At 64.8% G+C, this 25,540-nt stretch carries 25 protein-coding genes and 1 tRNA gene; 17 read left to right on the forward strand and 9 right to left on the reverse strand.

The features are described 5' to 3' along the window. The first annotated feature begins 68 nt into the window (after positions 1-68). Positions 69-641, forward strand: coding sequence for an NAD(P)H-dependent oxidoreductase (locus FPZ54_RS04390; RefSeq protein WP_145845302.1), 573 nt, complete (start codon positions 69-71; stop codon positions 639-641). Positions 642-699: 58 nt separating this feature from the next. Here the strand turns inward: FPZ54_RS04390 and FPZ54_RS04395 are convergent, their stop codons facing one another. From FPZ54_RS04395 to serS, 4 genes are all read right to left on the reverse strand, one after another. Further along, positions 700-1,731, reverse strand: coding sequence for a potassium channel family protein (locus tag FPZ54_RS04395; protein WP_145845304.1), 1,032 nt, complete (start codon positions 1,729-1,731; stop codon positions 700-702). Then, positions 1,728-2,786: a peptidoglycan DD-metalloendopeptidase family protein gene (locus tag FPZ54_RS04400; protein ID WP_239019712.1), complete on the reverse strand. Its 1,059-nt coding sequence runs from the start codon at positions 2,784-2,786 to the stop codon at positions 1,728-1,730. Before FPZ54_RS04400 ends, FPZ54_RS04395 begins: the two co-directional genes overlap by 4 nt. Before the next feature lie 12 nt (positions 2,787-2,798). Then, positions 2,799-3,563, reverse strand: coding sequence for a 5'/3'-nucleotidase SurE (gene surE / locus FPZ54_RS04405; protein WP_145845305.1), 765 nt, complete (start codon positions 3,561-3,563; stop codon positions 2,799-2,801). Positions 3,564-3,648: 85 nt separating this feature from the next. Beyond that, positions 3,649-4,974, reverse strand: coding sequence for a serine--tRNA ligase (serS, locus tag FPZ54_RS04410; protein WP_145845307.1), 1,326 nt, complete (start codon positions 4,972-4,974; stop codon positions 3,649-3,651). A gap of 91 nt (positions 4,975-5,065) precedes the next feature. Here serS and FPZ54_RS04415 point away from each other — a divergent pair, with 91 nt between their 5' ends. From FPZ54_RS04415 to FPZ54_RS04430, 4 genes are all read left to right on the forward strand, one after another. Then, positions 5,066-5,509 carry a host attachment family protein gene (locus FPZ54_RS04415; RefSeq protein WP_145845309.1) on the forward strand — a complete coding sequence of 148 codons (444 nt, stop codon included), beginning with the start codon at positions 5,066-5,068 and terminating at the stop codon, positions 5,507-5,509. 44 nt (positions 5,510-5,553) lie between these two features. Then, the gene (locus tag FPZ54_RS19730; protein ID WP_186456913.1) at positions 5,554-6,381 is read left to right on the forward strand and encodes a hypothetical protein; all 828 of its coding nucleotides are present in this window, start codon (positions 5,554-5,556) and stop codon (positions 6,379-6,381) included. Positions 6,382-7,071: 690 nt separating this feature from the next. Next, positions 7,072-7,536, forward strand: a complete 465-nt coding sequence (gene dksA, locus FPZ54_RS04425; RefSeq protein WP_145845311.1) for an RNA polymerase-binding protein DksA — start codon at positions 7,072-7,074, stop codon at positions 7,534-7,536. A gap of 93 nt (positions 7,537-7,629) precedes the next feature. Then, positions 7,630-8,001: a PilZ domain-containing protein gene (locus FPZ54_RS04430; protein WP_145845312.1), complete on the forward strand. Its 372-nt coding sequence runs from the start codon at positions 7,630-7,632 to the stop codon at positions 7,999-8,001. 107 nt (positions 8,002-8,108) lie between these two features. Here the strand turns inward: FPZ54_RS04430 and FPZ54_RS04435 are convergent, their stop codons facing one another. After that, complete coding sequence (locus tag FPZ54_RS04435) at positions 8,109-8,264, reverse strand: YdcH family protein (RefSeq protein ID WP_145845313.1); 156 nt, start codon at positions 8,262-8,264, stop codon at positions 8,109-8,111. 139 nt (positions 8,265-8,403) lie between these two features. On the opposite strand from FPZ54_RS04435, the gene FPZ54_RS04440 reads away from it, so the two are divergent. From FPZ54_RS04440 to FPZ54_RS04470, 7 genes are all read left to right on the forward strand, one after another. After that, positions 8,404-8,601 carry a YdcH family protein gene (locus tag FPZ54_RS04440; protein WP_145845315.1) on the forward strand — a complete coding sequence of 66 codons (198 nt, stop codon included), beginning with the start codon at positions 8,404-8,406 and terminating at the stop codon, positions 8,599-8,601. Between the two features lie 114 nt (positions 8,602-8,715). After that, positions 8,716-9,177 (forward strand): DUF1465 family protein, encoded by a 462-nt coding sequence (locus FPZ54_RS04445; protein WP_145845316.1) that lies wholly within the window; start codon positions 8,716-8,718, stop codon positions 9,175-9,177. Positions 9,178-9,306: 129 nt separating this feature from the next. Then, positions 9,307-10,692, forward strand: coding sequence for a DNA recombination protein RmuC (locus FPZ54_RS04450; protein ID WP_145845317.1), 1,386 nt, complete (start codon positions 9,307-9,309; stop codon positions 10,690-10,692). 219 nt (positions 10,693-10,911) lie between these two features. Next, complete coding sequence (locus FPZ54_RS04455; RefSeq protein ID WP_145845319.1) at positions 10,912-11,577, forward strand: NAD(P)H-dependent oxidoreductase; 666 nt, start codon at positions 10,912-10,914, stop codon at positions 11,575-11,577. 242 nt (positions 11,578-11,819) lie between these two features. Then, positions 11,820-11,904 (forward strand) — tRNA-Leu (locus tag FPZ54_RS04460). A 67-nt stretch (positions 11,905-11,971) separates the two neighbouring features. Further along, a complete protein-coding gene (tig, locus tag FPZ54_RS04465) occupies positions 11,972-13,594 on the forward strand; it encodes a trigger factor (RefSeq protein WP_145845321.1) in 1,623 nt (540 codons plus the stop codon). A gap of 98 nt (positions 13,595-13,692) precedes the next feature. Beyond that, positions 13,693-14,628 (forward strand): glycosyltransferase family 2 protein, encoded by a 936-nt coding sequence (locus FPZ54_RS04470; protein ID WP_145845322.1) that lies wholly within the window; start codon positions 13,693-13,695, stop codon positions 14,626-14,628. On the opposite strand, the gene FPZ54_RS04475 is transcribed toward FPZ54_RS04470, so the two are convergent. After that, positions 14,625-15,170, reverse strand: coding sequence for a hypothetical protein (locus FPZ54_RS04475; protein ID WP_145845323.1), 546 nt, complete (start codon positions 15,168-15,170; stop codon positions 14,625-14,627). The two genes, FPZ54_RS04470 and FPZ54_RS04475, sit on opposite strands and share 4 nt — an antisense overlap. Before the next feature lie 98 nt (positions 15,171-15,268). Then, positions 15,269-16,573, reverse strand: coding sequence for a hypothetical protein (locus FPZ54_RS04480; RefSeq protein WP_145845325.1), 1,305 nt, complete (start codon positions 16,571-16,573; stop codon positions 15,269-15,271). A gap of 320 nt (positions 16,574-16,893) precedes the next feature. Here FPZ54_RS04480 and FPZ54_RS04485 point away from each other — a divergent pair, with 320 nt between their 5' ends. After that, positions 16,894-17,550, forward strand: coding sequence for an ATP-dependent Clp protease proteolytic subunit (locus FPZ54_RS04485; RefSeq protein WP_239019713.1), 657 nt, complete (start codon positions 16,894-16,896; stop codon positions 17,548-17,550). A gap of 110 nt (positions 17,551-17,660) precedes the next feature. Further along, positions 17,661-18,932 carry an ATP-dependent Clp protease ATP-binding subunit ClpX gene (gene clpX / locus FPZ54_RS04490; RefSeq protein ID WP_145845326.1) on the forward strand — a complete coding sequence of 424 codons (1,272 nt, stop codon included), beginning with the start codon at positions 17,661-17,663 and terminating at the stop codon, positions 18,930-18,932. A 60-nt stretch (positions 18,933-18,992) separates the two neighbouring features. Here clpX and FPZ54_RS04495 read toward each other — a convergent pair whose 3' ends face one another. Further along, positions 18,993-19,541, reverse strand: coding sequence for a carbohydrate binding domain-containing protein (locus FPZ54_RS04495; protein WP_145845327.1), 549 nt, complete (start codon positions 19,539-19,541; stop codon positions 18,993-18,995). A gap of 84 nt (positions 19,542-19,625) precedes the next feature. Between FPZ54_RS04495 and FPZ54_RS04500 the strand changes: the two genes are divergently transcribed. Further along, positions 19,626-20,432 (forward strand): glycoside hydrolase family 16 protein, encoded by an 807-nt coding sequence (locus FPZ54_RS04500; RefSeq protein ID WP_145845329.1) that lies wholly within the window; start codon positions 19,626-19,628, stop codon positions 20,430-20,432. Positions 20,433-20,535: 103 nt separating this feature from the next. Next, positions 20,536-21,387, forward strand: coding sequence for a GGDEF domain-containing protein (locus tag FPZ54_RS04505; RefSeq protein ID WP_145845331.1), 852 nt, complete (start codon positions 20,536-20,538; stop codon positions 21,385-21,387). A gap of 3 nt (positions 21,388-21,390) precedes the next feature. On the opposite strand, the gene FPZ54_RS04510 is transcribed toward FPZ54_RS04505, so the two are convergent. Then, positions 21,391-23,139 carry a M1 family metallopeptidase gene (locus FPZ54_RS04510; protein WP_145845332.1) on the reverse strand — a complete coding sequence of 583 codons (1,749 nt, stop codon included), beginning with the start codon at positions 23,137-23,139 and terminating at the stop codon, positions 21,391-21,393. Here FPZ54_RS04510 and lon point away from each other — a divergent pair. Beyond that, entirely contained in the window at positions 23,138-25,537 is a 2,400-nt protein-coding gene (lon, locus tag FPZ54_RS04515; protein ID WP_145845334.1) for an endopeptidase La, read from the forward strand. The genes FPZ54_RS04510 and lon overlap by 2 nt on opposite strands. Positions 25,538-25,540 lie beyond the last annotated feature (3 nt).

Genomic DNA, 25,540 nt, shown 5'->3' on the forward strand with positions numbered 1-25,540 from the left:
TTTCACCGGGGGCGGCGTCCGGGAAGCTACGTATCGGCCAACTGGAGCGCTGTCGCCACAATCGACGGATGAGCAATATTCTCGTCATTGACGGCCATCCTGACCCGGACCGCGGCCGCTTCGTCCATGCGCTCGCCGACGCCTATGCGCGAGGCGCCAAGTCGGGCGGGCACGATGTTCGCCGCATCGATCTCGCAACGCTCGATTTTCCGCTGCTTCGGTCGCGCGCCGACTGGGCGGAGGCGCCCCCGCCGCCGGCGATCGCGGCGGCACAGGACGACATCATCTGGGCAAAGCAGATCGTCTTTCTCTATCCGCTATGGCTGGGAGACGTGCCGGCGCTGCTCAAAGGATTTCTCGAACAGGTCGCCCGCCCCGGTTTCGCGATCGCGCAGGGGCGGATGCCCAAGGGCCTACTCGCCGGGCGGTCGGCCCGGCTTATCGTTACGATGGGGATGCCGGCGCTGTTCTACCGCTTCTATTTCGGCGCTCATAGCGTGAAGAGCTTTCGAAGGAACATCCTCAAGCTGGTCGGGATCACGCCAGTCGAGAGCATCTTGATCGGCAATGTCGAGGGCGACGCCGATGCCCGTGCCGAATGGCTCGACAAGATGGTCAAGCTGGGCGCTGAGCAAGACTGAACGTTTCTGCGTCCCGTCCCGACCATGGCTGGCGCGACCTTGCGGACGCGACGTGATTCTATGCCGCGTTGCCGGTGCCCGGTATGATCTCCACCACCACATCGCCTTCGCGCAGGCTCTGCGCCTCGGCCTCGAAAAAGCCGAAGGGAGTACCGTCGCGATACAGGCGGACGCCGAGGCCGGTGGTGATGGCGGAGAGCGGCTTGCCCACCTCTGCCATCGTCACGCACCGCTCCGACAGATGCACCCGCCCATCGACCGAGGCGAGGTCGAGCATATAGTCGGCGACATGCGTCCCTTCGACCGATCCGGCGAGCAGCAGCCCGGCAAAGCTGACCGGGTTGATCACGGTGTTCGCCCCCGCCGCGCGGGCGGGCAGTTCATTGTCGTCGGCCTTGATGATGATCGAGATCGGCACCTTGGGCGCGAGGTGGCGCGCGGTGAGGGTGACGAGGATCGAGGTATCGTCGCGACCGGTGGCGACGATCAGCGTTCTCGCGCGATCGATGCGGACATCCTGAAGCGTCTGGTCGCGCGTCGCATCACCGACCAGGACGTTGCAACCGGCGTCCTCTGCGCGGGCGAGTGCGTGTTCGCTGCCATCGACCACGACGATGCAGGAGGGGTCGGTGCCGCGCGCGATCAACTCGTTGACCGCGTCCGAACCCGTCTTGCCGAAACCCGCCACGACAATGTGGTCCGTCAGCGTTTTCTGGATCTGCGCCATGCGCCACTTGTCCCATGTGCGTTTGAGGATGAATTGATAGGTGGTCCCGATGAAGATCAGGATCACGAAGATCCGGATCGGCGTCACCACCAGCGCATCGAACATGCGGGCGCCCTGCGAGATCGGTACGATATCGCCATAGCCGGTCGTGGTGATCGAGATCATCGTGAAATAGATGATGTCGAGAAAGCTGATATGATCGTCGAAATTGTCACGAAGCCCCGCCCGGTCGAACCAGTGAAAGGCGACGGCAAAGGCATAGAGACCCAGAACCGCCCCCACGCGCCAGGCGATGGAAACCCACGGAGACACGCCCGATCTGCGCCGCAGCGGCGCATGGGTGGGGAGGCGACGGCGGTTCAAGGGCGGGGCAATCTCGGCAGCGGATCGACGGGGGTGCGCCCCTGACGGAGTTCGAAATGCAATTGGGGGCGGTTCGTTCCGCTGTCGCCCGACAGTGCGATCATCTGGCCGCGTTTCACCGATTGGCCCCGCTGGACGATCAACTGCCCGGCATGGCCATAGACGCTGGTCCAGCCGCTGCCATGCTGTAGGATCACGAGACCCCCCAGCGCGGGAATTTCGCTGCCCACATAGGCGACGGTGCCGTCCGCGGCGGCCAGAATCGGGGTATCGAGCGGCACCGCGATCTTGAGCCCGTCGCTGCGCTCGCCGCTGGCGATCGGGCCGAAGCGGCGGATGATCGTTCCGCGCACCGGCCATTGGAAGCCGCCGCGCAGCGTCGCCGGCGGCGCGACCGCAGCGTCGGGCGGGAGGATGCGGGCAGAGGAGGCGGTCGGCCGCGTGGGCCGCGCGCGCTCGGCAATAGCGGGCTGGCCGCCGGTGACGATGTCGTCGATATCGAGCCGGAAGGCGGCGGCGCGCTCCTCCAGCGTCATCGCGCGCGGATCGCCCGGGATCAGCAGGCGCATACCGGTACGCAGGATATAGGGTTCGGTGAGATCATTCTCGGTCACCACCCGGCTCCAGTCGACGCCATAGGCACGGGCGATGGCGATTCCGGTCTCGCCCGCGCGGACGAGATGATAGCGACCGCCCGGAATGGCGAGGCGTTGGCCGATCCGGATGACATAAGGCGGCGCGAGATTGTTGGCGCGGGCGATGGCTTCGGACCCGGCGCCGGTCTTGTTGGCGATACCGCGCAGCGTGTCGCCGCGCTCAACGATATAGGTAGCGGCGGAGACCTCGCGCGCATCGGGCGTGACCGGCTGGGCTTCCCAGGACGAGCGAGGTGCGGGCAGGGCGGGAACATCCGCCTCGCGGCGCGGCGCGGCGGTGGGATCGACCTGACGATGACCGGCACCCGGCGGCCCGGCGCGCTGCGGAATACATGCGGAGAGGATCGGCGCCACCATCAGCGCCGCGACCACCCCCTGAAAACGAACCCTGCCCCCCATATCCTCCCCGGATCAGCTGAACGCGCTGTTTAGCATATCAAGCGATTCGCGATGCGTCAGGTCCAGATGCAACGGGGTGATGGTGATAAAGCCCTGTTCGATCGCTTCGAGATCGGTGTCGGCGACCGGCGAATGGGGCACATGGCCAAGGCCGAACCAATAATAATCGAAGCCGCGCGGGTCAGTGCGCTTGTCGAGCCGCAGCCGACCATAATCGCGAAGCCCCTGAACCACCGGCTTGATACCGGCAACCTCGGCAGCCGGAATCGGCGGGAAATTGACGTTCATCAGCGTGCGCGGGGCCCAGGGCGCGTCGATCAACGGGCGCAGGACGCGCTCGCCCCATGTTTCCGCCGCGTCGAAGCTGACCCGCTCGCCGGGCGCAAGCGCGGCATAGCGCTGGCTGAGCGCGATCGAGCGAATTCCCGCAAGCGCGCCCTCCATGGCCGCGGAGACCGTGCCGGAATAGCTGACATCCTCACCCAGATTGGCGCCGCGATTGACGCCGGAGAGGATCAGATCGGGCTTTGCGTCCTTCATAATCTCCGCCAGCGCCATCATCACCGCGTCGGTGGGCGTGCCGGTGACCGCGAAGCGGCGCTCGCCGAAGCTGCGGAGGCGCACGGGATCGGTCAAGCTGAGCGAACGGCCCTTGCCCGACTGTTCCTCCAGCGGTGCGACGATGGTGATGTCGTCGGAAAGGGTGCGGGCGATACGTTCGAGGACTTCTAGGCCGCGGGCATGGACGCCGTCGTCATTGGTGAGAAGGATGCGCATGAAACCCCGTTTGTGCTGAGCGTGTCGAAGCACCTCCTTCGACGGGTTGAGCCAACGCCCTTCGACAGGCTCAGGGCGAACGGACCTATCGCTTCGCCTCCAGCCGGTTGAGCCCACGCAGATAGGGCTGGAGCACCTCCGGTACCGCGACCGAGCCATCCTCCTGCTGGTAATTTTCCAGCACCGCGACGAGCGTGCGGCCGACCGCGAGGCCCGATCCATTGAGGGTGTGGACGAAGGCGAGAGGCGCTTTGCCCATATGTCCTTGCCCATGATGTCCAGAACCGTGATGGGACGCCGGGCTAGGGCGGTAGCGTGCGTTCATCCGGCGCGCCTGAAAGTCGCCGCAGGTCGAGCAGGACGAAATCTCGCGATAGCGGCCCTGGCCGGGGAGCCAGACTTCAAGGTCATAGGTCCGCGTCGCGCTGAACCCCATATCGCCTGCGCACAGCAGCATCCGGCGGAAGGAGAGTCCGAGCCGCGTCAAAATATCCTCCGCACAGGCGGTCATCCGCTCATGCTCCGCTTCCGACTGGTCGGGCGTGGTGATCGAGACCATCTCGACCTTTTCGAACTGGTGCTGGCGGATGAAGCCGCGCGTGTCGCGCCCCGCTGCGCCGGCTTCGGAGCGGAAACAGGGGGTCAGCGCGGTCAGGCGCAGCGGCAGTTCCTCGCCGCTCAGGATCTGCTCGCGCACGCTGTTGGTCAGGCTGACCTCGGAGGTCGGGATCAACCAGCGCCCGTCGGTGGTGCGAAACGAATCCTCGGCGAATTTGGGCAGCTGGCCGGTGCCGAACATGATCTCGTCGCGGACCAGCACCGGCGGCACGCATTCGTCATAGCCATGATCGCCGGTCAGCGTGTCGAGCATGAACTGGCCGAGCGCGCGGTGAAGTCGGGCGGCGGGGCCGCGCAGGAAGGTGAAGCGCGAGCCGCCGAGCGTTGCGCCAGTATCGAAATCGAGGCCAAGCGCGGGGCCGAACTCATGATGCTCGCGCGGGGTGAAGGCGAAAGCGGGCTGGGTACCGATCGTGTGGACGAGTTGATTGTCGTCCTCGTCCGCGCCTTCGGGGACATCGGCGGCGGGCAGGTTGGGGATGGCGGCGAGCGCGGTGCGCAATGCTTCGTCCGCCGCGCCTTGGGCGAGATTGAGATTCTCCAGCGTCTCTTTCAGCCCGGCGACCTCGGCCATCAGCGCCTGGGCGCGATCCTCATCCTTCGCGGCCTTGGCCTGGCCGACCTGTTTCGACAGCTCGTTGCGGCGGCTCTGCGCCTCCTGCTGCTGGGTGGTCAGCGCGCGGCGGGCTTCGTCGAGCGCGACCAGGATTTCGGCCTGCGGTTCGGCGCCGCGGCGGGCGAGGGCGGCGTCGAACGCCTCGGGATTCTCACGGATGGCGCGGATGTCGTGCATAAGCGAGGGCTATGGCGAGCCGCGCGGGCAGAGGCAACCCGGAGCGCGCGGCGCGCGTTGGTCGCTCACATCAATAAAAGGAGAAACGCCCATGAAGGTCCCGCACAACGCCATGATCGTGGTCGCCGATGGCCGCAAGATGCTGTTCCTGAGGAATGAGGGCGATGCGGTGCATCTCAACCTTCAGGTCGAGCGCAAGCGGGTTCAGGACAATCCGCCCGATCGCGAACAGGGGACCGACACGCCGGGCCGCAGCTTTTCCAGCGTCGGGCCGGGCCGAAGCGCCTATGAGGAGACCGATTTCCATCAGCTGGAGGAAGACCGGTTCGCAGCGGAGACCGCCGAGCTGCTCAAGAAGCGCGCTCTGGCGAATGACTTCGAATCGCTGATTATCGTCGCGCCGCCGCGCACCCTGGGCGAGCTGCGCAAACATTATCACAAAGAGGTGAGCGAGCGGTTGACCGGAGAGATCGACAAGACGCTCACCGGTCATCCGATCGCGGATATCGAACAGGTACTGATCGACGCCGCGTGACGCGGAGTGCCGCCGCCGATTAGTCGGCGGCGGCGGCCTTTGCCTTGCGGTTCTGGAAGCGTTTGCGCACGACCAGCGCCGCCGCAGCAGCGCCGAACAGGATCACCATTGGCGGGGCGGGGACCGGTTCCGGCCCGCCCGAACTGGTGCCGCTCGATGTGCCGCTGGACGTGGAACTGCTGGTCGAACTCGACGTGCTCCATCCGCTCGACGTGCTCCACCCGCTCGAGGTCGAGGACGAGACGTCGCCTGACGACGACGCCGATGTGGAGGAGGCCGAGGAGTTGGAGGACGAGGTCGACACGTCGCCCGACGAAGACGCCGAGGTCGATGTGGATGACGAGACGTCACCCGACGAGGAGGCCGAGGTCGAGGAGGAGACATCCCCCGAGGACGAGGCGGAGCTGGATACGTCGCCCGAGGACCCGCCCGACGCCGAGCTGGTCGAGGACGAAACGTCGCCGGACGAACCGCCGGACGCCGATGACACGTCACCGGACGAACCGCCCGATGCCGAACTGGTCGAGGAGCCGCCGGTCGAGGATGTGCTGGTGCTCGAAAGCCCGCCGGTCGAGGTCGAGGAAGACGACCCGCCGGTCGAGGACGAGACGTCGCCGGACGAACCGCCCGCCGAAGTCGACGTGGAGCCGCCCGAGGTGGAGGTCGAACCGCCGCTGGTGCTGCTGGTCGAGGAAATGACGATGCCGCCGCTGCCCGAGGCGCTGCTGCCGCCCGATCCGCCGAAGAATCCGCCCGCGAAGAAGCCGCCGACAAAGCCGCCGCCACCGCCTCCGGTCACGCCGGTCGCCGCCGCTGCGGCACCGCCGCCGCCTCCGCCGCCGACGATTGGCATTTCGCCGCTCGACCCATAAGTGGGCGGGGGGAGGGGGATTGCGGTTCCCTGGGTGGTCACTGTCAGCACCTGGGGCTGGCATTGAGCGCTGGTCGTGACGGTGCGCTTTACCACGCGCTTGCGCAACGGGCGCTTGACGACGCGGCGTTTGACCACCGCCTGCTGCTTGACCGAGCGACGTTGTTCGACGCCACGTTCGGCGCGCGTCTCGGCGACATGCACCGCGCCTCCGCCGATCACGGCGCCGCCACATGCGCAGGCGCACAATTTCGCCAAGGCCATCCGAACCGACATATTGCCCTACTCTCTTGTCCCCGAAAGCCTGTCAGGGCGCTGCGCACGGCAGTCCCTGGCGGGTCATTGCCCGACAAGTGCAGAACAAACTATTAAGTTCAATAGCGTTAACCAGCTTTCACGATGCCCCGCCCGGTTTATTTGGCGCTGTCACGCGTTGACTATGGTTAATGTTCCGCAGAGGGACGGAATCGCCGTTATTGCTTACTGGATATTAACCAAAATCCGCTAGCGCTGCGGCGCCGCCCCATGGTGCGGTTCAGCGTCGCGCAATTTCCCGCGTGGCATGAACGGTTTGGCGCGCGAATCTAGAGATTCGGTAGCTTGTGGTACTGAATTGGGCCGGATATAGGGCGCGCGGGCAATTGCGGGATCGCGTCGGCTTGGCCTTCGGGTTCCGGGTTTGGAGAGTGGGATGGCGACCGTTTACGATCATCGCGACGACCCGGAAAAAACGCCGCAGGCTGCGAACGATTTGCCCGACGGCTATCGCCCGAGCGGGGACGAAGCATTCATGAATGCCCGCCAGCTTCAGTATTTTCGCGAAAAGCTGCTCGCCTGGAAGGATGCGATCCACCGCGAGGCGGCAGGCACGCTCACGCAACTGCAAGTCGACTCACTGCGCGAGGCAGACCTGACGGACCGCGCATCGAGCGAGACCGACTGGTCGATCGAGTTGCGCACCCGCGATCGCCAGCGCAAGCTGATTTCCAAGATCGATGCGGCGCTGCGCCGGATCGAGGATGGCGAATATGGCTATTGCGAGGTGAGTGGCGAGCCGATCAGCCTCGCCCGGCTCGAAGCGCGTCCAATCGCGACGATGACCGTCGAGGCTCAGGAGCGCCACGAGCGGAACGAAAAGGTCTCGCGCGAGGAATGAATCGCGCGATGCGGCAGAATTTTGCCGCCAGTTAACGCTTTGGATAGCGATTGTTGCTCTATTAACGCGCAACGGAGTGACCAAGAGCGGCACATGGACCAGTTTTCCACCGATCCCCTGAACGGGCGCTATAGCGACGATCCGGCGAGCCAGCGAACGGCGACGCGCGACAGCCTGTTTCTGGCGGCGACTCTGCGCATCGAGGGAACGGACGTGCAGGTGCGCGTTCGCAACCTGTCGCCAGGCGGGCTGATGGCGGAATATGCCCATCCGGTCACGAATGGCACGCCGGTGGAAATCAATGTGCGGGGGATTGGCTGGACGCCCGGCCGAATCGCCTGGAGCGCCGAAGGGCGAATCGGTGTCGCGTTCGATCGTGAGATCGATCCGCTGCTCGCCCGCAAGCCGGTGGGCAATGGCGAGCATACTCCGGTGTATGCAAAGCCGCATCTCTACCGCGGGTGATTCCGCGAAAGCCGCCGCGCGGAACGTTGCGCGCACGCAATCGATAGATCTACGCTTTACCCGCGCTAGGGCCGCCCCGCCGCGGCGGGGCAACCCGGCGGATCGCGTCAGGACAGCGCGATTTCCTCTTTCACTTTGAGCTTTCGACGCTTCAGGTCGGCGATAATCATCTGGTCGGGGCGGGGCCGTTGCGACTCGGCGCTGATCTTGCGATCGAGCGACGCGTGCTTGGCCTCCAATGCCGAGAGATGCGCGTTTTGCATGGAAGCAATCCTCCTGCTCTTGGTTGGGGGATTGTCGAGTAAATCATGATTCGCCGGGTTTGTCGCCCCTTGCGAATCGCCCCATCGACAAGGCAACGGCGATCTGCGACGGGTCGAGTTCCAGGGTAGCAGGGGCGTGATGGACGAAAGCGATATTCTCCGCCGACTCGAATTGCTTCGCGTCGAACATCGCGACCTGGATGTCGCGATCGACGCGCTGGTATCGACGGTCACGCCCGATCAGCTGCAGATCGCCCGATTGAAGAAGCGCAAGCTGTTGCTCCGGGATGAGATTGCGATGCTGGAGGACCAGTTGATCCCGGATATCATCGCCTGAGCCCGCCGCGCCGCTTTGGGACGCGCCGCTTTGGCACAGTGGCCACCCGCAAAATTCTATTTCGTTAATGAAATCTTTCTGTCAGCGTCTTCGGTCATGACAGGGATTGGGGCCATGACCGCTGTGGGGGCGGCGACGCGGGTGCATCGCCGCCTGATCGACTCGCTTTATACCGAGGCGATGCTGCTCGCCGACGAGGCGCGGGGCTATTTCGACGAGGTGGGTCGCGAACAGCGCGACATGCTGGGTGCGATGGACCGGGTGGTGTTCTCCTGCGAGTCGCTCAAGGTGACGACGCGGCTGATGCACGTCATCGCCTGGCTGTTGACGCAGCGCGCGGTGGCGGCGGGCGAGATCGCCGAGCGCGAGGCGCGGGATCCATCGCGTCGCCTGGGTGAGGCCCCGATGACGGAGGATGCGGCGCTCAATGCGATGCCGGTGGCCGCGCAGCATCTGATCGGCGCCAGCATCGACCTGTATCGCCGCGTGGCAAGGCTCGATGCGTCGCAGGAGGAGATGGTGCCGGTCGCCAGTCCCGCGCGTTCGATGCTCGATCGGCTCGCCCACGCCTTCTGATCCTGTCGTCCCGCCCTTTGGATAGGGCGGGCCGTGTGCATTAGCCCTGTTGCCGCCGCATCGTTCAAGCTATGTTCCGCTTTCCGCCGGACGCTGATCGTCCGGCGCGGGCATTGAGCGGGGTATCGGGTGTCGGTTGAGGTTGTGGTTGCGCTGATCGTGGCGCTGGTGGTGGGGGCGTTGCTGGGCTGGTTCTTCGGCAGCCGCTCAGTTGCCGCGTTACGCGCCGAGCGCGACCGGCGCGAAGCGGAGTTCAAGGCGGCGATCACGGACCTTGCCGCTGCGGAAGAGCGCGCGAAGGAGTTGCCCGAGCTGCGCGAACAGATCGATGCGATCCGCGATGAGCGCGACATCGCCCGGCTCCAGCTGACCGAATTGCGCGCCAAGGCGGAAGGATTCGAGGAGCGGCTCGCCGAGTTCAAGGCGGCGCGTGAAACGATGGCGGGCCAGTTCCGCGAGCTTGCCGGGGCGATGCTCACCGAGACGCAGGAGGCGTTCCTCAAGCGTGCCGAGGACCGGTTCAAGGAATCGGAGAGCGTCGCGGGACAGAATCTCAGGGCCTTGCTCCAGCCCGTCAGCGAGAGGCTCCAGCGCTACGAGGAAGGCGTCGCCAAGGTCGAAGCCGAACGCCGCGATGCGTTCGGCGAGCTCAAGGGGCAGATCGAGCAGATGCGCATCGGGCAGGAGCGGGTGAGCCAGGAGGCCGCCAAGCTGGTCAACTCGCTGCGCAATGCCCCCAAGTCGCGTGGGCGCTGGGGCGAGCAGCAGTTGCGCAACGTGCTCGAAACCTGTGGCCTGTCCGAACATACCGATTTCAACCTCGAGGTGAACGTCGCTGGGGAGGATGGCGGGCGGTTGCGCCCCGATGCAATCGTGCGGGTGCCGGGGGGCAAGTCGCTGGTGATCGACGCCAAGGTTTCGCTCAACGCCTATCAGGATGCGTTCGGGGCTGTGGATGAGAGCGAGCGCCATATCGGCCTTGCCGCGCACGCAGCATCGATGAAGACTCATATCAACGCGCTGGGCAACAAGGCGTATTGGAACCAGTTTGACGATGCACCCGACTATGTGATCATGTTCGTCCCCGGCGAGCATTTCCTGTCAGCTGCGCTGGAACATGACTCGGCCCTTTGGGATTTCGCGTTCGAGAAGCGCGTGCTGCTGGCAACCCCGACCAATTTGATCGCAATCGCACGGACGGTGGCGGCGGTGTGGCGGCAGGAGATGCTGGCCAAGGATGCGCGTGAGATCGGTGCGCTGGGGAAAGAACTCTATGACCGGCTGGCCAAGGCGCTGGGCGACCTGCGTACTGTCGGCAGCGGACTCAACACGGCGGTCAAGAATTTCAACGCCTTCGCCAGCTCGCTCGAAAGCCGCGCGCTTGTGTCGGCGCGCAAGCTCAGAGACTACAACATCGAGACGGGCGCGCGCGAGATTGAGAGCGTGCCGCCGGTCGAGCTGCTCGCCAGCCACGCCACCGTGCCCGAGGAGGAAGCGGCGAAGGCGACGGAGTGACGGTGCGCGCCTGACAGCCTGCGTAGATTCCCCGATAGGCCAGTCTTCCGGCGCTCCCTAGGCTCCTTTTCAGTTAGGCGGCACCGGCCCGCTCCCCCACCGGCCCGCTCCTCCACGTCAGGGTATCTTCGACGGGTGGTCGGGTGCGGAGCGGGCCGGGGCCGATTCAGCAAAGCTGAAAACGAGTCCAGCCTTCGTCCACCGCATGAGGAGCCAGCGATGACCCAACCGCGCGACCCCGGCACGATCCGGCATCTGGTGGTGGTGGGTCATCCCCGGATCGACAGCTTCAACCACGCCATCGCGCGCGCCTATCGCGAAGAGGTGGAGGCGCAGCACCAGCAGGTCGAGATCGACGATCTCTACGCGCGCAACTTCGATCCGCTGCTGCGCCGCGACGAGCTTCCCGTGCCGGGATTCAAGCCGCGCCCGGATGTCGCGGGATCGCTCGCCCAGATCGAGGGGGCGGACATGATCGTGCTGATCTACCCGATCTGGTTCGGGATGCCGCCCGCGATCATCAAGGGCTATGTCGACCGCGTGCTCGGTGCCGATTACTCGCCCGAGGAATTGAAGGCGGACCTTCCGAACCCCGTCTTGCGCGGAAAGCGGCTCACCATCTTCTCGACCTCCGCCGCGACCCGACCCTGGCTCGAAGAGCGCGGGCAATGGCTGGCGCTCAAACAGGCATTCGATACCTATCTGACCGACGCATTCGGTCTGCGCGATTGTCACCACGTCCATTTCGACGCGATCGTACCGGGGCTCGACGCGCGCTTTGTCGCCGAGCATCTCGAGGTCGTCCGTCAGACCGCGCGGGAGCGGGCAACCGTCGTCCGCTATGGCGATTTGCCGCCCCGCCTGCTGCGCCGACCCGATTTCTAGGGCCGTTTTCAAGTAGACAGCACCCGCCCGCTCCCCCACCGGCCACCCACAAGGTATCTTCAATGGGGGGCCGGGTGGGGGAGCGGGCCGGTGTCGATTCAGCGAAGCCGAGAGTCACTATAAACCAACATCTGAGGGCGACGGTGCGCCTCTGCGTCGCGTCTTTCGGCGCCGAGTCGCATCGCCCTTGCCCCGGGCACCGTCCTTGCTATAGACGCGCCCGACTTGCGGTGTCCCTGAATGCGGGCGTGGCGGAATTGGTAGACGCGCTGGTTTTAGGTACCAGTATCGAAAGATGTGGGGGTTCGAGTCCCTTCGCCCGCACCAATCCCGCCCGGCGCGATGGCGATGCCGCCAACTTGATTCCACTTCCAGAGCAGGAAGCCTGATTGAAATGCAGACTGTCGAGACGTTGAACGAGGGCCTGAAGCGCGCCTACACCCTGAAGATCACCGCCAAGGATATCGATTCGCGAGTCGATGCCGAGGTGAAGCGCGTCGCCCCGCAGATCCGTATGCCCGGCTTTCGCCCGGGCAAGGTTCCGGCGAATCTGGTCCGCAAGATGCACGGCGAGGCGCTGACCCAGGACGCGCTGAACACCACGATCCAGGAAGGCGTGCAGAAGATCATCGCCGATCACAAGCTGCGTCCCGCGATGCAGCCTTCGGTCAGCCTGGAGGGCGAGTTCGCACCCGGCGGTGACGCCGAGGTCAAGGTCGAGCTCGAAGTGCTGCCCGACGTGCCGACCCCGTCGATCGAGGGACTGAAGCTGGAGCGGCTGACCGTTCCCGTCGCTGACAGCGCGATCGACGAGCAGATCACCCAGATCGCCGGCCAGCAGAAGGCGTGGGAAGACGCCAAAGCGAGCTACAAGGCGAAGCAGGGCGACCAGGTCACGATGGATTTCGTCGGCAAGGTCGATGGCGAGGCGTTCGAGGGCGGTACCGGCGAAGCGATGGCGGTCGAGATCGGCACCGGTCGCCTGATCCCCGGTTTCGAGGACCAGCTCGTCGGCGTGAAGGCGGGTGACGAGAAGCAGATCGAAGTCACCTTCCCCGAGGATTATGGCGTCGACACGCTGGCCGGAAAGCCCGCGACCTTCGATCTCAAGATCACCGCGGTGAAGACCGCTGGCGAGACCAAGATCGACGAGGACTTCGCCAAGAATCTGGGTCTCGAGAGCCTCGATCAGCTGCGCACCATCCTGCGCGGCCAGATGGAGAGCGAGACCGGCGGCCTGACGCGCACCTATATGAAGCGCAAGCTGCTCGACCAGCTCGCCGCGGGCCACGACTTCCCGGTTCCGCCGTCGATGGTCGAGGCCGAGTTCCAGCAGATCTGGGCGCAGCTTCAGCACGAAGCCGGCCATGAGGAAGATCCCGAGGCCGCCAAGGCCGAGCTGGAGAAGGAAAAGGACGATTACCGCGCGATCGCCGAGCGCCGCGTGCGCCTTGGCCTGTTGCTGTCCGAGATCGGCCAGGCGAACGGCGTCGAGGTGACCCAGGCGGAGATGAACCGTCTGGTCGCTCAGGCCGCGCAGCAATATCGTCCCGAAGATCAGCAGCGCTTCTTCGAATATATCCGTCAGGAGCCGATGGCCGCAGCCCAGCTGCGCGCGCCGCTCTATGAGGACAAGGTCGTCGACTTCCTGTTCGAAAAGGCGGAGATCAGCGAGCGCGAAGTGACCCGCGAGGAGCTGGAAGCCGCGATCGAGAGCGAAGAGGGCGCGGTGCCGCACGTCCATGGCCCCGATTGCGACCATGGCCAGGACGAAAAGCCCGCCAAGAAGGCCAAGGTGAAAAAGGCCGAGGCCGAACCCGAAGCGGCCGCCGAAGAGGTGAAGCCGGCGAAGAAGGCCCCGGCCAAGAAGGCTGCCAAGGCTGAAGAGGCTCCGGCCGACGAAGCCGAAGCGCCTGCGAAGAAGGCCCCGGCCAAGAAGGCGGCCAAGGCCGATGACGCCGAGGCCGAAGCTGCACCGAAGAAGAAGGCTCCGGCCAAGAAGAAGGCCGCCGAGTAAGCAGCCGTTCGCCCTGAGCTTGTCGAAGGGCTGTCTTTCTTCCAGAAGTGAAGAAAGGCAGGGCTTCGACAGGCTCAGCCCGAACGGAATTGGGGGCGATGTCCGTGACCGAACCGCGCATCGCAGTGATCCTGCCCTGCTATAATGAGGAAGCCGCGATCGCACAGACGGTTGCGGCGTTTCGCGCGGCGCTCCCCGATGCCGCCATCTACGTCTACGACAACAACAGCGCCGACCGGACGGTCGAAGTCGCACGTGCGGCCGGCGCCACCGTTCGGACCGAACGGATGCAGGGCAAGGGCAATGTCGTCCGCCGCATGTTCGCCGATGTCGATGCCGATATCTATGTGATGGCCGATGGCGATGCGACCTATGACGCCGGCGCCGCGCCCGCGATGATCGCCAGGATGCGCGACGAGGGCCTGGACATGGTCGTCGGCACGCGCATTCATGAGGCGGCGGACGCCTATCGCCGCGGCCATGTGCTGGGCAATCGCGCCATGACCGGATTGCTCGCACGGCTGTTCGGCCGCAGCTTCACCGACATCTTCTCCGGCTATCGCGTCTTTTCGCGCCGGTTCGTGAAGAGCTTTCCGGTACTGTCCGCGGGGTTCGAGATCGAGACCGAGATCAGCGTCCATGCGCTCGAACTCAAAATGCCGGTGGGTGAGGTGGAGACGCGTTATCTCGCCCGGCCCGAGGGGTCGGCGTCGAAACTGTCCACCTATCGGGACGGCGCGCGCATCGCGCGGACGATCGTGACGCTCTATCGGATCGAAAAGCCGATGCTGTTCTTTGGCTGGATCGCGCTGGGACTGGCGGCGCTGGCGGTGATCCTCGCGGTACCGCTGGCGATGACCTATATGGAGACGGGACTGGTGCCGCGGTTTCCGACCGCGATCCTGGCGACGGGGCTTGTGATCCTGTCAGCGCTCAGCCTGTTCGCCGGGCTGATCCTCGATACCGTCGTGCGCGGGCGCCGCGAGATGCGGCGGTTGGCCTATCTGGCGCAGCCTGCGCCGATGGGACCTTAGGCCGCCAGCCTTTCGAGCCGGATACCCAGTTCGTCGATCAGAAATTCCTCGATCGCTGCGCGGATCATGGCGCGGGTCTCCGCATCCGCCGCCTCGATCCAGCCTGCGATACGCAATACGCCGCGAACCGGCGCGACGGTCCAGCGAACGTCGCCGTCCCGAACCGCGATTTCGTCATGTTCGAACCGGTGCGCAATTTCCAGCGCGAAGAGGCGTTTGGACAGGCGCGCGACGGCTTCGCGCGATTCGATGCCGTTCCATGCCGCGAAGGCGAATTCGAACGGTTCGCGCGTGATCTCCGACGACTCCGGGCGCGCCGCGGCCTCGACACCCGGTCGCATGGCCCGACGGCGCATCAAGAGGCCGTCGAACATCGTCATCACGATCGCGGTCACCGGGATCAGCGCGATGGCGATCACCATGCCGATGCCAAAGGTCGCGTCGTTCAGTCCGCCCGTTGCGAACAAGGGGATCAGGCTGACAGCGGCAAAGGCGACGTAGGACACGCCGAAAAGGGTCAGGGTATGGGCGTTCTGGCGCATCGGCGCCCCCTTCATTTGCCGGTTCGGTGCCAGCATGACGCAGAAGGGTTCAGAAAAGGTTGCGGCGTTGCACGGGGAGGGCGCGTATCGGTGCTGCTTCAGGCGAGTTGGGCTGGTTGTTCGTCAGGGGCGCCGATCCGCTCCCGTTCGATCAACGCCATCAGGAACAACGCAAAGCCGGCGGCCATCGGCCAGATCAGGATACGATCCATGAACCACGCATGTTGCGCGGTATGCTGCCAGAAGACGACCATCCAGAGCGGAATGACAAGCGCCGAACCGGCCATCGCAGCCGCCTGAAAATGGACAGCCTTGCACCTTGTCCGGCGAAGTTGCGCATAGCCCCATCCGCCCAGCACCAGCGCGAGCGACATCATTCCGACCGCCAGCCAGTGCATCCCCGGCGCCATGGACTCGAACCCCGCCCAGACGCGCGTGAAAAATTCATGCGCCCCGGCGGGGGCGTCGGGATTATGATCGTAATCGACCCCGGTCCTGAACAGGAACTGCCGGATTGCCGCGACGACCGGGGCCGTTCCGAATACAATCGAGACCGCAGCAATTTTGGCCACTGCGACTGCGGCGACGGCAGTCAGGTAGGCGATTGCGCATCGCAGCGTCGCGACACCGATCCGCGCGTCATGCGCCAGCGCGATCGGCACGCAGCCGATGGTGAGCGCGAGACCGAGCGGAATGCCGCCCGTCAGCATCTCGAACCCCATGGTCAGCGCGCCGAACAGGCCGCTGCCGAGCAGCGCCGTCCGCTCCCGCATCGGCGCATCGCGCGATCCCCGGGCCAGGAACAACAGAAAGGCGAGAATCAGCAGATCCGAAGGTCCATGGCCCAGCGACTGGCCGAACGATTCGAACCCGAACCACCGTCCGAATAGTGCGAATAGAAGCAGCCAGAGTGCATTGCGCATCAATGCGCGCCGCTCCGCCAGGCCGATCGTGGCGATCGCCAATCCCGCGATCAGCAGGACGGTGACCGCCAGCTTGTACAAGGCCCGCAAGCCATCGACGCCCAACAGGGGCAGAAGTAGTCGCGCCACACTGGTCTGAGCGTGAACGTAATTATGGTAGAAGCGCAGATCGGGGTCGAACGTCCCCGCCGCAGCGTCGCTGAGTGCAAGGCACATGCTTTCGGTGCCGGTCGGCGCAGACAGCGGCGTGATCGAGAGTTGCGCCGTGGTGGCACGCTGATCGATGGCCTGGAGCAGGATCAGGCAATCATTGGTCTGATGGGCGCCAATGCGCACATCGGCAAAGCGCCAGTCGGCATCGACGACAAGCGCGCCGGTTTCGAACCCGGCCCGAATTTCGCGGCTGACCGCGTCCCGATCGCTTTTCAGGCTCAGAAACGCCAGGGCGATGATCAGCGAAAAGGTCGCCAACCCGATCATCGCGGCGAGGGCCGCTGCGCTCAGGAGATCGAGCGGGAGCCTCGATCTCCCGCGATCGCCCAAGGTGGCATCACGCGAAAGCGGGGCAGGGCACATGCGGACGAGCTCGGACCAACATGGGTCCCCATCTGCATTCGAAGGTTCTTCTGCATGGTTAACGGAGTGGCGCTTGAGACGGTCAATCGACCGGGAGCGTTGCCTGTCTCGCCAATTCCCCGCCGCGCCGACATCGCCCGTTCACCCTCTTCCCCCCTTGCGCCGCGCGGTGCGAGCGCCGATGTAGCTTGCGGGCAAAAACAGATTTGACGAGACATTCCCACATGCACCCCCTTTTCGGTCAGATGACCGCCGATCCCGTGACTGGCGCGCTGGTTCCCATCGTCATCGAACAGTCGAGCCGCGGCGAACGCAGCTTCGACATCTTCTCGCGCCTGCTGCGTGAGCGCATCATCTTCATTACCGGGCCGATCGAGGACCATATGGCCTCGCTGATTACCGCCCAGCTGCTCTTCCTCGAGTCCGAGAACCCGAAGAAGGACATCTGGATGTACATCAACTCGCCCGGTGGCGTGGTGACCGCCGGCATGGCGATCCACGATACCATGCAGTATATCCGTCCGCGCGTCGGCACGGTGTGCATCGGCCAGGCCGCGTCGATGGGCAGCTTCCTGCTTGCCGCGGGCGAGCCGGGTCTGCGCGTCGCGCTGACCAATGCGCGGATCATGGTCCACCAGCCCTCGGGCGGCGCGCAGGGCATGGCCAGCGATATCGAGATCCAGGCCAAGGAAATCCTGCGTATCAAGCGGCGGATGAACGACCTGTATGTGAAATATACCGGACAGCCGCTGGAAAAGATCGAAGCGGCGATGGATCGCGACACGTTTCTGGAGGCCGATGAAGCCAAGGCGTTCGGTCTTGTCGACGAAGTGTATGAAAAACGTCCGCAACCGGCTGACAGCGAGGGCGGGGCGTCTTAATCTGGCGCTCACCCTTGCCGGGCTAATAGGCGAATTTGGATTGCCGGGGATTCTGTCCCGGGTGTAGGATGCCGTGTTGCGTAATCGCACGGCACGCAAAGGAAGACTGAATGACGAAGTTAAGCGGCGGCGATTCGAAAAGCACGCTCTACTGCTCGTTCTGCGGCAAGTCGCAGCACGAGGTGCGCAAGCTGATCGCCGGCCCCACCGTGTTCATCTGTGACGAGTGCGTCGAACTCTGCAACGATATCATTCGTGAGGAGACCAAGTCGGCACTTGTCAGCAAGAAGGATGGCGGTGTTCCGACGCCGCAGGAAATCTGCGACGTGCTCGACGATTATGTCATCGGCCAGAAGCGCGCGAAGCGCGTTCTGTCGGTCGCGGTGCACAACCATTACAAGCGGCTGAACCATGGCGCGAAGGGTGCGGACGTCGAGCTTTCCAAGTCGAACATCCTGCTCGTCGGGCCGACCGGCTGCGGCAAGACGCTGCTTGCGCAGACGCTGGCGCGTATCCTCGACGTGCCGTTCACCATGGCGGATGCGACGACGCTGACCGAAGCCGGCTATGTCGGTGAGGATGTCGAGAACATCATCCTCAAGCTGCTCCAGGCGTCGGATTACAATGTCGAGCGGGCGCAGCGCGGGATCGTCTATATCGACGAGATCGACAAGATCAGCCGCAAGGCGGAGAACCCCTCGATCACCCGCGACGTGAGTGGCGAGGGCGTTCAGCAGGCGCTGCTCAAGCTGATGGAAGGCACGACCGCCTCGGTTCCGCCGCAGGGCGGGCGCAAGCATCCGCAGCAGGAATTTCTGCAGGTCGACACGACGAACATCTTGTTCATCTGCGGCGGCGCGTTCAGCGGTCTCGAGAAGATCATCGGGGACCGCCTGCAGGGCAAGTCGATCGGCTTCGGCGCTTATGTCGCCGCGCCGGAAGAACGCCGGACCGGTGAGACGCTGCGCCAGACCGAGCCGGAGGATCTGCTCAAGTTCGGCCTGATCCCCGAATTCGTCGGCCGCCTGCCGGTGGTCGCGACGCTCGAGGATCTGGATATCGAGGCGCTGGTCAAGATCCTGACCGAGCCGAAGAACGCGCTGGTCAAACAGTATCAGAAGCTGTTCGAGATGGAGAACGTCAAGCTCAGCTTCACCGAAGACGCGCTGGTGGCGGTCGCCAAGAAGGCGATCGAGCGCAAGACCGGTGCGCGCGGACTTCGCTCGATCCTCGAGGGCATATTGCTCGACACGATGTTCGACCTGCCCAGCATGGACGGGGTGGACGAAGTGATGATCGACAAGGACGTGGTTCTGGGCACCAAGGACCCGGTGCGCGTCTATGCCGAGAAGAAGAAGGCAGGGACGGGCGACGCCGCCTGACGCGGATCGCAGTCTGAGTCGTCGAACGGGCGCCGGGTCGAACCGGCGCCCGTTTTGCGTTCAGGCGCTTTTCAGGACGAACACCGGCCCCAGGTCGATCGTGTGCGCCGCACCGCCCAGAGTCAGGGCGACATTGGCGGTTCCGGCGGCATGGCCGCTCGCAGCGATGCCCTTGATATGCACCAGCGTCCAGTCGCCGGTCAGTTCGACCGACCCGCTGACGATTGCGGCATAGGGTGGCGATGCCTGCTGGATCGCCCCTGCGATCGTCGTGCGCCCGTCGGCGCCGCCATCGGCGAGCCGTGCCCAGAATGCCAGGACAAGACGATCGCCCTTGGCAATCGCTCCCTTGATCGGGGACGAGGCGCCGATGTCCCACGGATTGGCGGGTTTGGCCGTGATCGCCACGCGCATCGCGCCGCCTCCCTGCACCGCCGGGTCCTTGCGGCCCTTGTGCGTCTGGCCGGGGCCATAGACGGTCCAGTTGGCGCTCGGTTCGTTCAGGATGGTCGGCTCGCTCGCCGCCTGGCCGGACATGGCGACGGTCACCGTGCCGCACAGGGCAGGCGTCGCAACCGCCGTGAGTATCGCTGCAATTGCACTTCGCATGGCAATCCCCTGCGATAACTGAGATTGCATCATTCATTATAACAACTACAAGATCAATATAGAACCAATCAGAGGGGGTCGGTTATGCCTTCGAACCGGAGAAAATGGTCCTTGCTGGTCGCGGCGGCGCTGATGCTCGGCGGCCAGTCGGAGCCGACCGAACCAGTATATGCGCTGGTCTGGTCAGACGAGTTCGATCGCGACGGCCTGCCCGATCCCGCAAAATGGAGCTGGGACACTCACGCCAACAAGACCGGCTGGTATAATGACGAGCTGCAATATTACGCCGCCGACCGGCCCGAAAATGCGCGGGTCGAGAATGGCCGCCTCATCATCACCGCGCGCCGCGAGACGCTGTCCGACCGGCCCGACCATGGCGGCCAGCGCTACACCTCCGCGCGCCTGATCACCAAGGGTAAGGGAGAATGGACCTATGGGATGATCGAGGTTCGGGCGAAGCTGCCCTGCGGCAAGGGCAGCTGGCCTGCAATCTGGATGCTGGGGGCGACCGCGAACTGGCCCGATGGGGGCGAGATTGACATCATGGAGCATGTCGGCAAGACGCCGGGAGACATATTCGGGACGATCCACAACCGCGCGACCGCAGGCACCTATGGCGACGGTGGCAGGATCCGAGTCGACGACGCCTGTTCCGCCTTTCACGACTATCAGATCGTCTGGACCCCCGACGCGATCAGCTTCGCGGTCGATGGCAAGCCCTATCACCGCTATCGCAACGCGGGCACCGGGGCGTCGCAATGGCCGTTCGACAAGCCGCAATATCTGCTGCTCAACCTCGCCATCGGCGGCGCGATGGGCGGGGAGGTCGATGATGCGATCTTCCCGATCCGGTTCGAGATCGATCATGTCCGCGTCTATCAACGCAAGTGACGGAACGCCGCGCTTGTCCACAGGCTTAACCATGAAGTGCCGCAATTGATTAACCCGAATGACCGGACTGTCCCCCGCGCGACGTTAGGGCGAGGGCAATCGGGTGCGGTTCTATCAGGCGACACGGTTCCTGTTTCCCGGCAGCCTGAGACTGCGGATGCTCGCGCTATGTTCCGTTGGGACCCATATCCCACTACTCGCCCTTGCCGGATGGCAGCTCGCGACCGGGCGGGCGGACTGGCCGAGCCTCGGCCTGGTGATCGGCGCGACCCTGGTCGGCACGCTGTTCACGCTTCTATGTATCGATGCGCTGCTGGCGCCGGTCCGTATCGCCACACGGGCGGTCGCGGCGCTCGAACGCGAACAGACTGCCGCGCTGACGGCGGTGCGCGACGGTGATCTGCTGGCCGAGCTGGTGGTCGGGGTGAACCGCGCGACCGAGGCAACCAAGGTCCGGATCGCGACGCTGGACGATGCCGCGCATCGCGACCCGCTCACCGGTCTGCTCAATCGGCGCGGCTTCCTGACCCGAACCGAGGCGGCTCGGGACGGCACGGTCGCACTCATCGATCTCGACCGTTTCAAGGCGGTGAATGACCAATTCGGCCATGATGCGGGCGATGCGATTCTACAGGATTTCGCAGCCTATCTGGCGCGCGGCGTGCGGCGATCGGACTGCGTCGCCCGCTGGGGCGGGGAGGAGTTCGCCGTCTTCTTCCCCGAGACGGAGGAGGGGGAGGCTGCGGGAATCCTCCATCGCATCGTCCGGCGTATGGGCGCGGGATTGATCGATCGGCCCGATGGAAGCCCCGTGACCTGTTCGGGGGGCGTGGTCGCTCTGGACGGGGAGACGATCGGACAGGCGATGACCCGTGCCGATGCGGCGCTCTATGCAGCGAAACGCGCGGGACGCAACCAGCTGCGCGTCAGCGACGCACATATCCGGCTGGACTAACCCTCAACGCCGCTGCATCGCCTCGATCGCGCTACTCCGCCGCAGGATGCGCGCCATGGGGTCGACCACGACATGGGCGCTTGCGGGGACCCGGACCGTTTCGCGGCCCCCCGCCATCGCCAGCCGCCGCACCTGTCCATCGATCTGCACATCGACCGGCAGCGGGAAGGGGGCCTGACGCGCCGTCTTCCACGCCAGCGTCAGCCGGTCGCCCGTGCGCGTCTCAACCAGTTCGGGCAGTGCCGCCTCGCGGAGATAGATGTCGAAAAACCAGCCAAGATCGCGCCCGGCAGCCGCGTTCATCAGCGTCTCGAACTCGGCGGTCGAGGTGAAGCGGGGGACGAAATTGCCGGGTTTCGGATCGGGGCGGCCATAGACCAGCCGCCGCGTCGCATCGAAAAACGGTTTGTCGCCGATCAGATAGCGCAGCGTGTGGAGAACCCACGCGCCCTTGTAATAGATATCCTGCCCCGGCCCGCCCTTTTCGGACTGATAGACCTCGTCCGAAGCCTTGACCCTGCCAGACACCAGCGGCTGGCGATTGAGAATGTAACGGCGCTGCGTCGCCATCATCGCGGCATAACGGGCCTCGCCCTCACGCCATTGGCCGTAGAGCGGCTGCATATATTGGCCATAGCCCTCGTGCAGCCAGAAATCGTCCCAGTTCGCGGCCGTCATCTGGTTGCCGAACCATTCATGCGCCAGTTCGTGCTGGAAGAGCCAGTCGAAACCGGTTTCGTCCTTGCGATAGTCATTGCCATAGGCGTTGACCGTCTGGTGCTCCATGCCGAGATGCGGCGTTTCGACCACGCCGAGTTTCTCGTCGGCGAAGGGGTAGGGGCCGATCATGGTCTCGAAAAAGTCGAGCGTCGGCGCGAATTCGGCGAACAGCCCGGCCGCCTGCCGGTCCTTGCCCGCCAGATGCCAGAGATGCAGGGGGATCTTGTTGCCGAACCTGCTGGCATAACGCCCCTTGATTTCGCGATACGGGCCGATGTTGATCGCGATCAGATAGGGGTTGATGTTCCTTGCCTCCCAGGTCCAGCGCGCGCCGCCATCGGGCAGCGGCCGAACCGACATCAATCGGCCATTGGCGATGGCGGGTTCTCCGCCCGGCGTCGTGATCGCGAGGCGGATCGCCTTCACCTCGCCGGCAGGGAAATCGAGGCAGGGCCAGAACAGGTCGCAGCCATAGCCCTGCGCCGTGGTCGCGACCCAGGGCTTGCCCTGCCAGCTCGACCAGACGATGCCGTCATCCCAGGGCGCGTTCACCGCTTCATGCGGACGCCCGCCATAGTCGATCCGCGCGATGACCTTGCCGCCCGCAGGGACAGGGCGAGGCAGGTCGATCGCCAGCCGCCCCTCCGGATTGCGCCAGCTTCCCGGCGCCAGCGCCACGCCGTCGATGCGGACCCCCGAAACCGCAAGGTTGGTATCGAGATCGATCAGCAGGCGGGTCTGGCGGATGCTGGTGCTGAGCGTTAGCTGCGCGGTGCCGGACAACAGCTTGCGCGCCGGATCGACCGTCAGGTCGAGATCGACATGCTCCAGCCGCAACGCCGCGCGTTCCGGCTCCACCGGCCCGCCCGACAGGGCGGTGAGGGGGGTAATCGGCGGCTCGCCCCGTTGGGCGGACGCGGTGCCGCAGCACCCCAGCAGTGCGATCGCGGTGAAGACTGCATTGATGCGCTGCCCCCGCTCCCCATATAGATGAGCGACTCTGCCCCATGTGGGCAGCACCGGAGTATCCATGAAGCCTACCTATCCCGTATTGCCGCTGCGCGACATCGTCGTGTTCCCGCACATGATCGTGCCGCTGTTCGTCGGCCGCGACAAGTCGGTCGCCGCACTCGAGGCCGCCATGGCTGACGACAAGGAGATTTTCCTGGTCGCCCAGCTCGATCCCGCCAATGACGATCCCGGCCGTGAAGATCTGTATGACACCGGCGTTTCTGCCGAGGTGATGCAGTTGCTCAAGCTCCCCGACGGCACCGTGCGCGTGCTCGTCGCGGGCAAGGAGCGCGGCAAGCTGGAGGCGATGGACGAAAGCGGCTCCTTCCTCACCGCCACCGTGTCGCCGGTGGAGGAGAAGGAAACCGAGGGTGCGGAGATCCAGGCACTGATGCGATCGGTGATCGATCAGTTCGAAAATTATGCCAAGCTCAACCGAAAGCTGCCCGCCGAGACTGCGGTGCAGCTGGGCGAGATCGAGGAAGCATCGCGTCTCGCCGACGCGGTGGCGGGCAATATCGCGGTCAAGGTCGCGGACAAGCAGAGCCTGCTGGTCGAGACCGATCCGCAGAAGCGCCTCGAAATGGTGTTCGCCTTCATGGAAGGCGAACTGGGCGTGTTGCAGGTCGAGAAGAAGATCCGCTCGCGCGTGAAGCGCCAGATGGAGAAGACCCAGCGCGAATATTATCTGAACGAGCAATTGAAGGCGATCCAGCGCGAGCTGGGCAATGAGGGCGAGGAAGGCGAGGGCGACGAGATCGCCGAGCTGACCCAGAAGATCGCCACGCTCAAGCTGTCGAAAGAGGCGCGGACGAAGGCGCAGGCGGAGCTCAAGAAGCTCAAGACCATGGCGCCGATGAGCGCCGAGGCGACCGTCGTGCGCAACTATCTCGACGTGCTGCTGGGCCTGCCCTGGGGCAAGAAGTCGAAGCTCAAAAAGGACCTGGTCGAAGCCGAGGCGGTGCTCGATGCCGATCACTATGGCCTGGAAAAGGTCAAGGACCGGATCATCGAATATCTCGCGGTGCAGGCGCGGACCAACAAACTCAAGGGACCGATCCTTTGCCTTGTGGGTCCTCCCGGCGTCGGCAAGACGTCACTGGGCAAGTCGATCGCCAAGGCCACGGGACGCGAGTTCATCCGCCAGTCGCTGGGCGGCGTGCGCGACGAGGCCGAGATTCGCGGCCACCGTCGCACCTATATCGGTTCGCTGCCGGGCAAGATCGTCACCAATCTCAAAAAGGCGGGGACCAGCAACCCGCTGTTCCTGCTCGATGAGATCGACAAGCTCGGCCAGGACTTCCGTGGCGATCCCGCATCGGCACTGCTCGAGGTGCTCGACCCCGAACAGAACAGCAAGTTCAACGACCATTATCTGGAGATCGACGTCGATCTTTCGGACATCATGTTCGTGACGACCGCCAACTCATTGAATTTGCCTCAGCCTTTGCTCGACCGCATGGAGATCATCCGGCTGGAAGGCTATACCGAGGACGAGAAGGTCGAGATCGCCAAGGGTCACCTCCTCGCCAAGCAGGTCGACGCGCACGGCCTGAAGGACGGCGAGTTCGAGCTGACCGAGGACGGCCTGCGCGACCTCATCCGTTATTACACGCGGGAGGCGGGCGTCCGCACGCTGGAGCGCGAGATCGCCAAGCTGGCGCGCAAGGCGCTGCGCCGCATCCTGGAAGGAAAGGCGGAGAGCGTCGTCGTGACGCCGGAAAATCTCCACGAGTTCGCGGGGGTGCGAAAGTACCGCTTCGGCATTGGCGAGGAGGAGCATCAGATCGGCGCCGTCACCGGCCTCGCCTGGACCGAAGTCGGCGGCGAGCTGCTGACCATCGAAAGCGTGACCGTGCCCGGCAAGGGCGCGATCAAGACGACCGGCAAGCTGGGCGATGTGATGAAGGAGAGCGTCGACGCGGCGTTCAGCTTCATCCGCGCGCGCAGCCCGAGCTATGGGATCAAGCCGAGCATCTTCGCGCGCAAGGATATCCACGTCCATCTGCCCGAAGGCGCGGTGCCCAAGGACGGGCCGTCGGCGGGCATCGGCCTCGTCACGGCGATCGTCTCGACGCTCACCGGGGTGCCGGTGCGCAAGGACATCGCGATGACCGGCGAGGTCACGCTGCGCGGGCGCGTGCTGCCGATCGGCGGCCTCAAGGAAAAGCTGCTTGCGGCTCTGCGCGGGGGCATCAAAATGGTGCTGATCCCGCAGGAGAATGAAAAGGACCTCGCCGAGATCCCGGCGAATATCCGCGAGGGGCTGGAGATCGTCCCGGTCGCGCATGTCGACGAGGTGCTGAAGCTGGCGCTGACCGCTCCGCTAACCGCGATCGACTGGACCGATGCGGATGAGCTTGCGGCCCAGCCGCCTGCCGTCGCGGGTGGAACGGGGGCCGATCCGCTCCGCCATTGACGG

The sequence above is a fragment of the Sphingomonas suaedae genome (assembly GCF_007833215.1).
Taxonomy (GTDB): domain Bacteria; phylum Pseudomonadota; class Alphaproteobacteria; order Sphingomonadales; family Sphingomonadaceae; genus Sphingomonas; species Sphingomonas suaedae.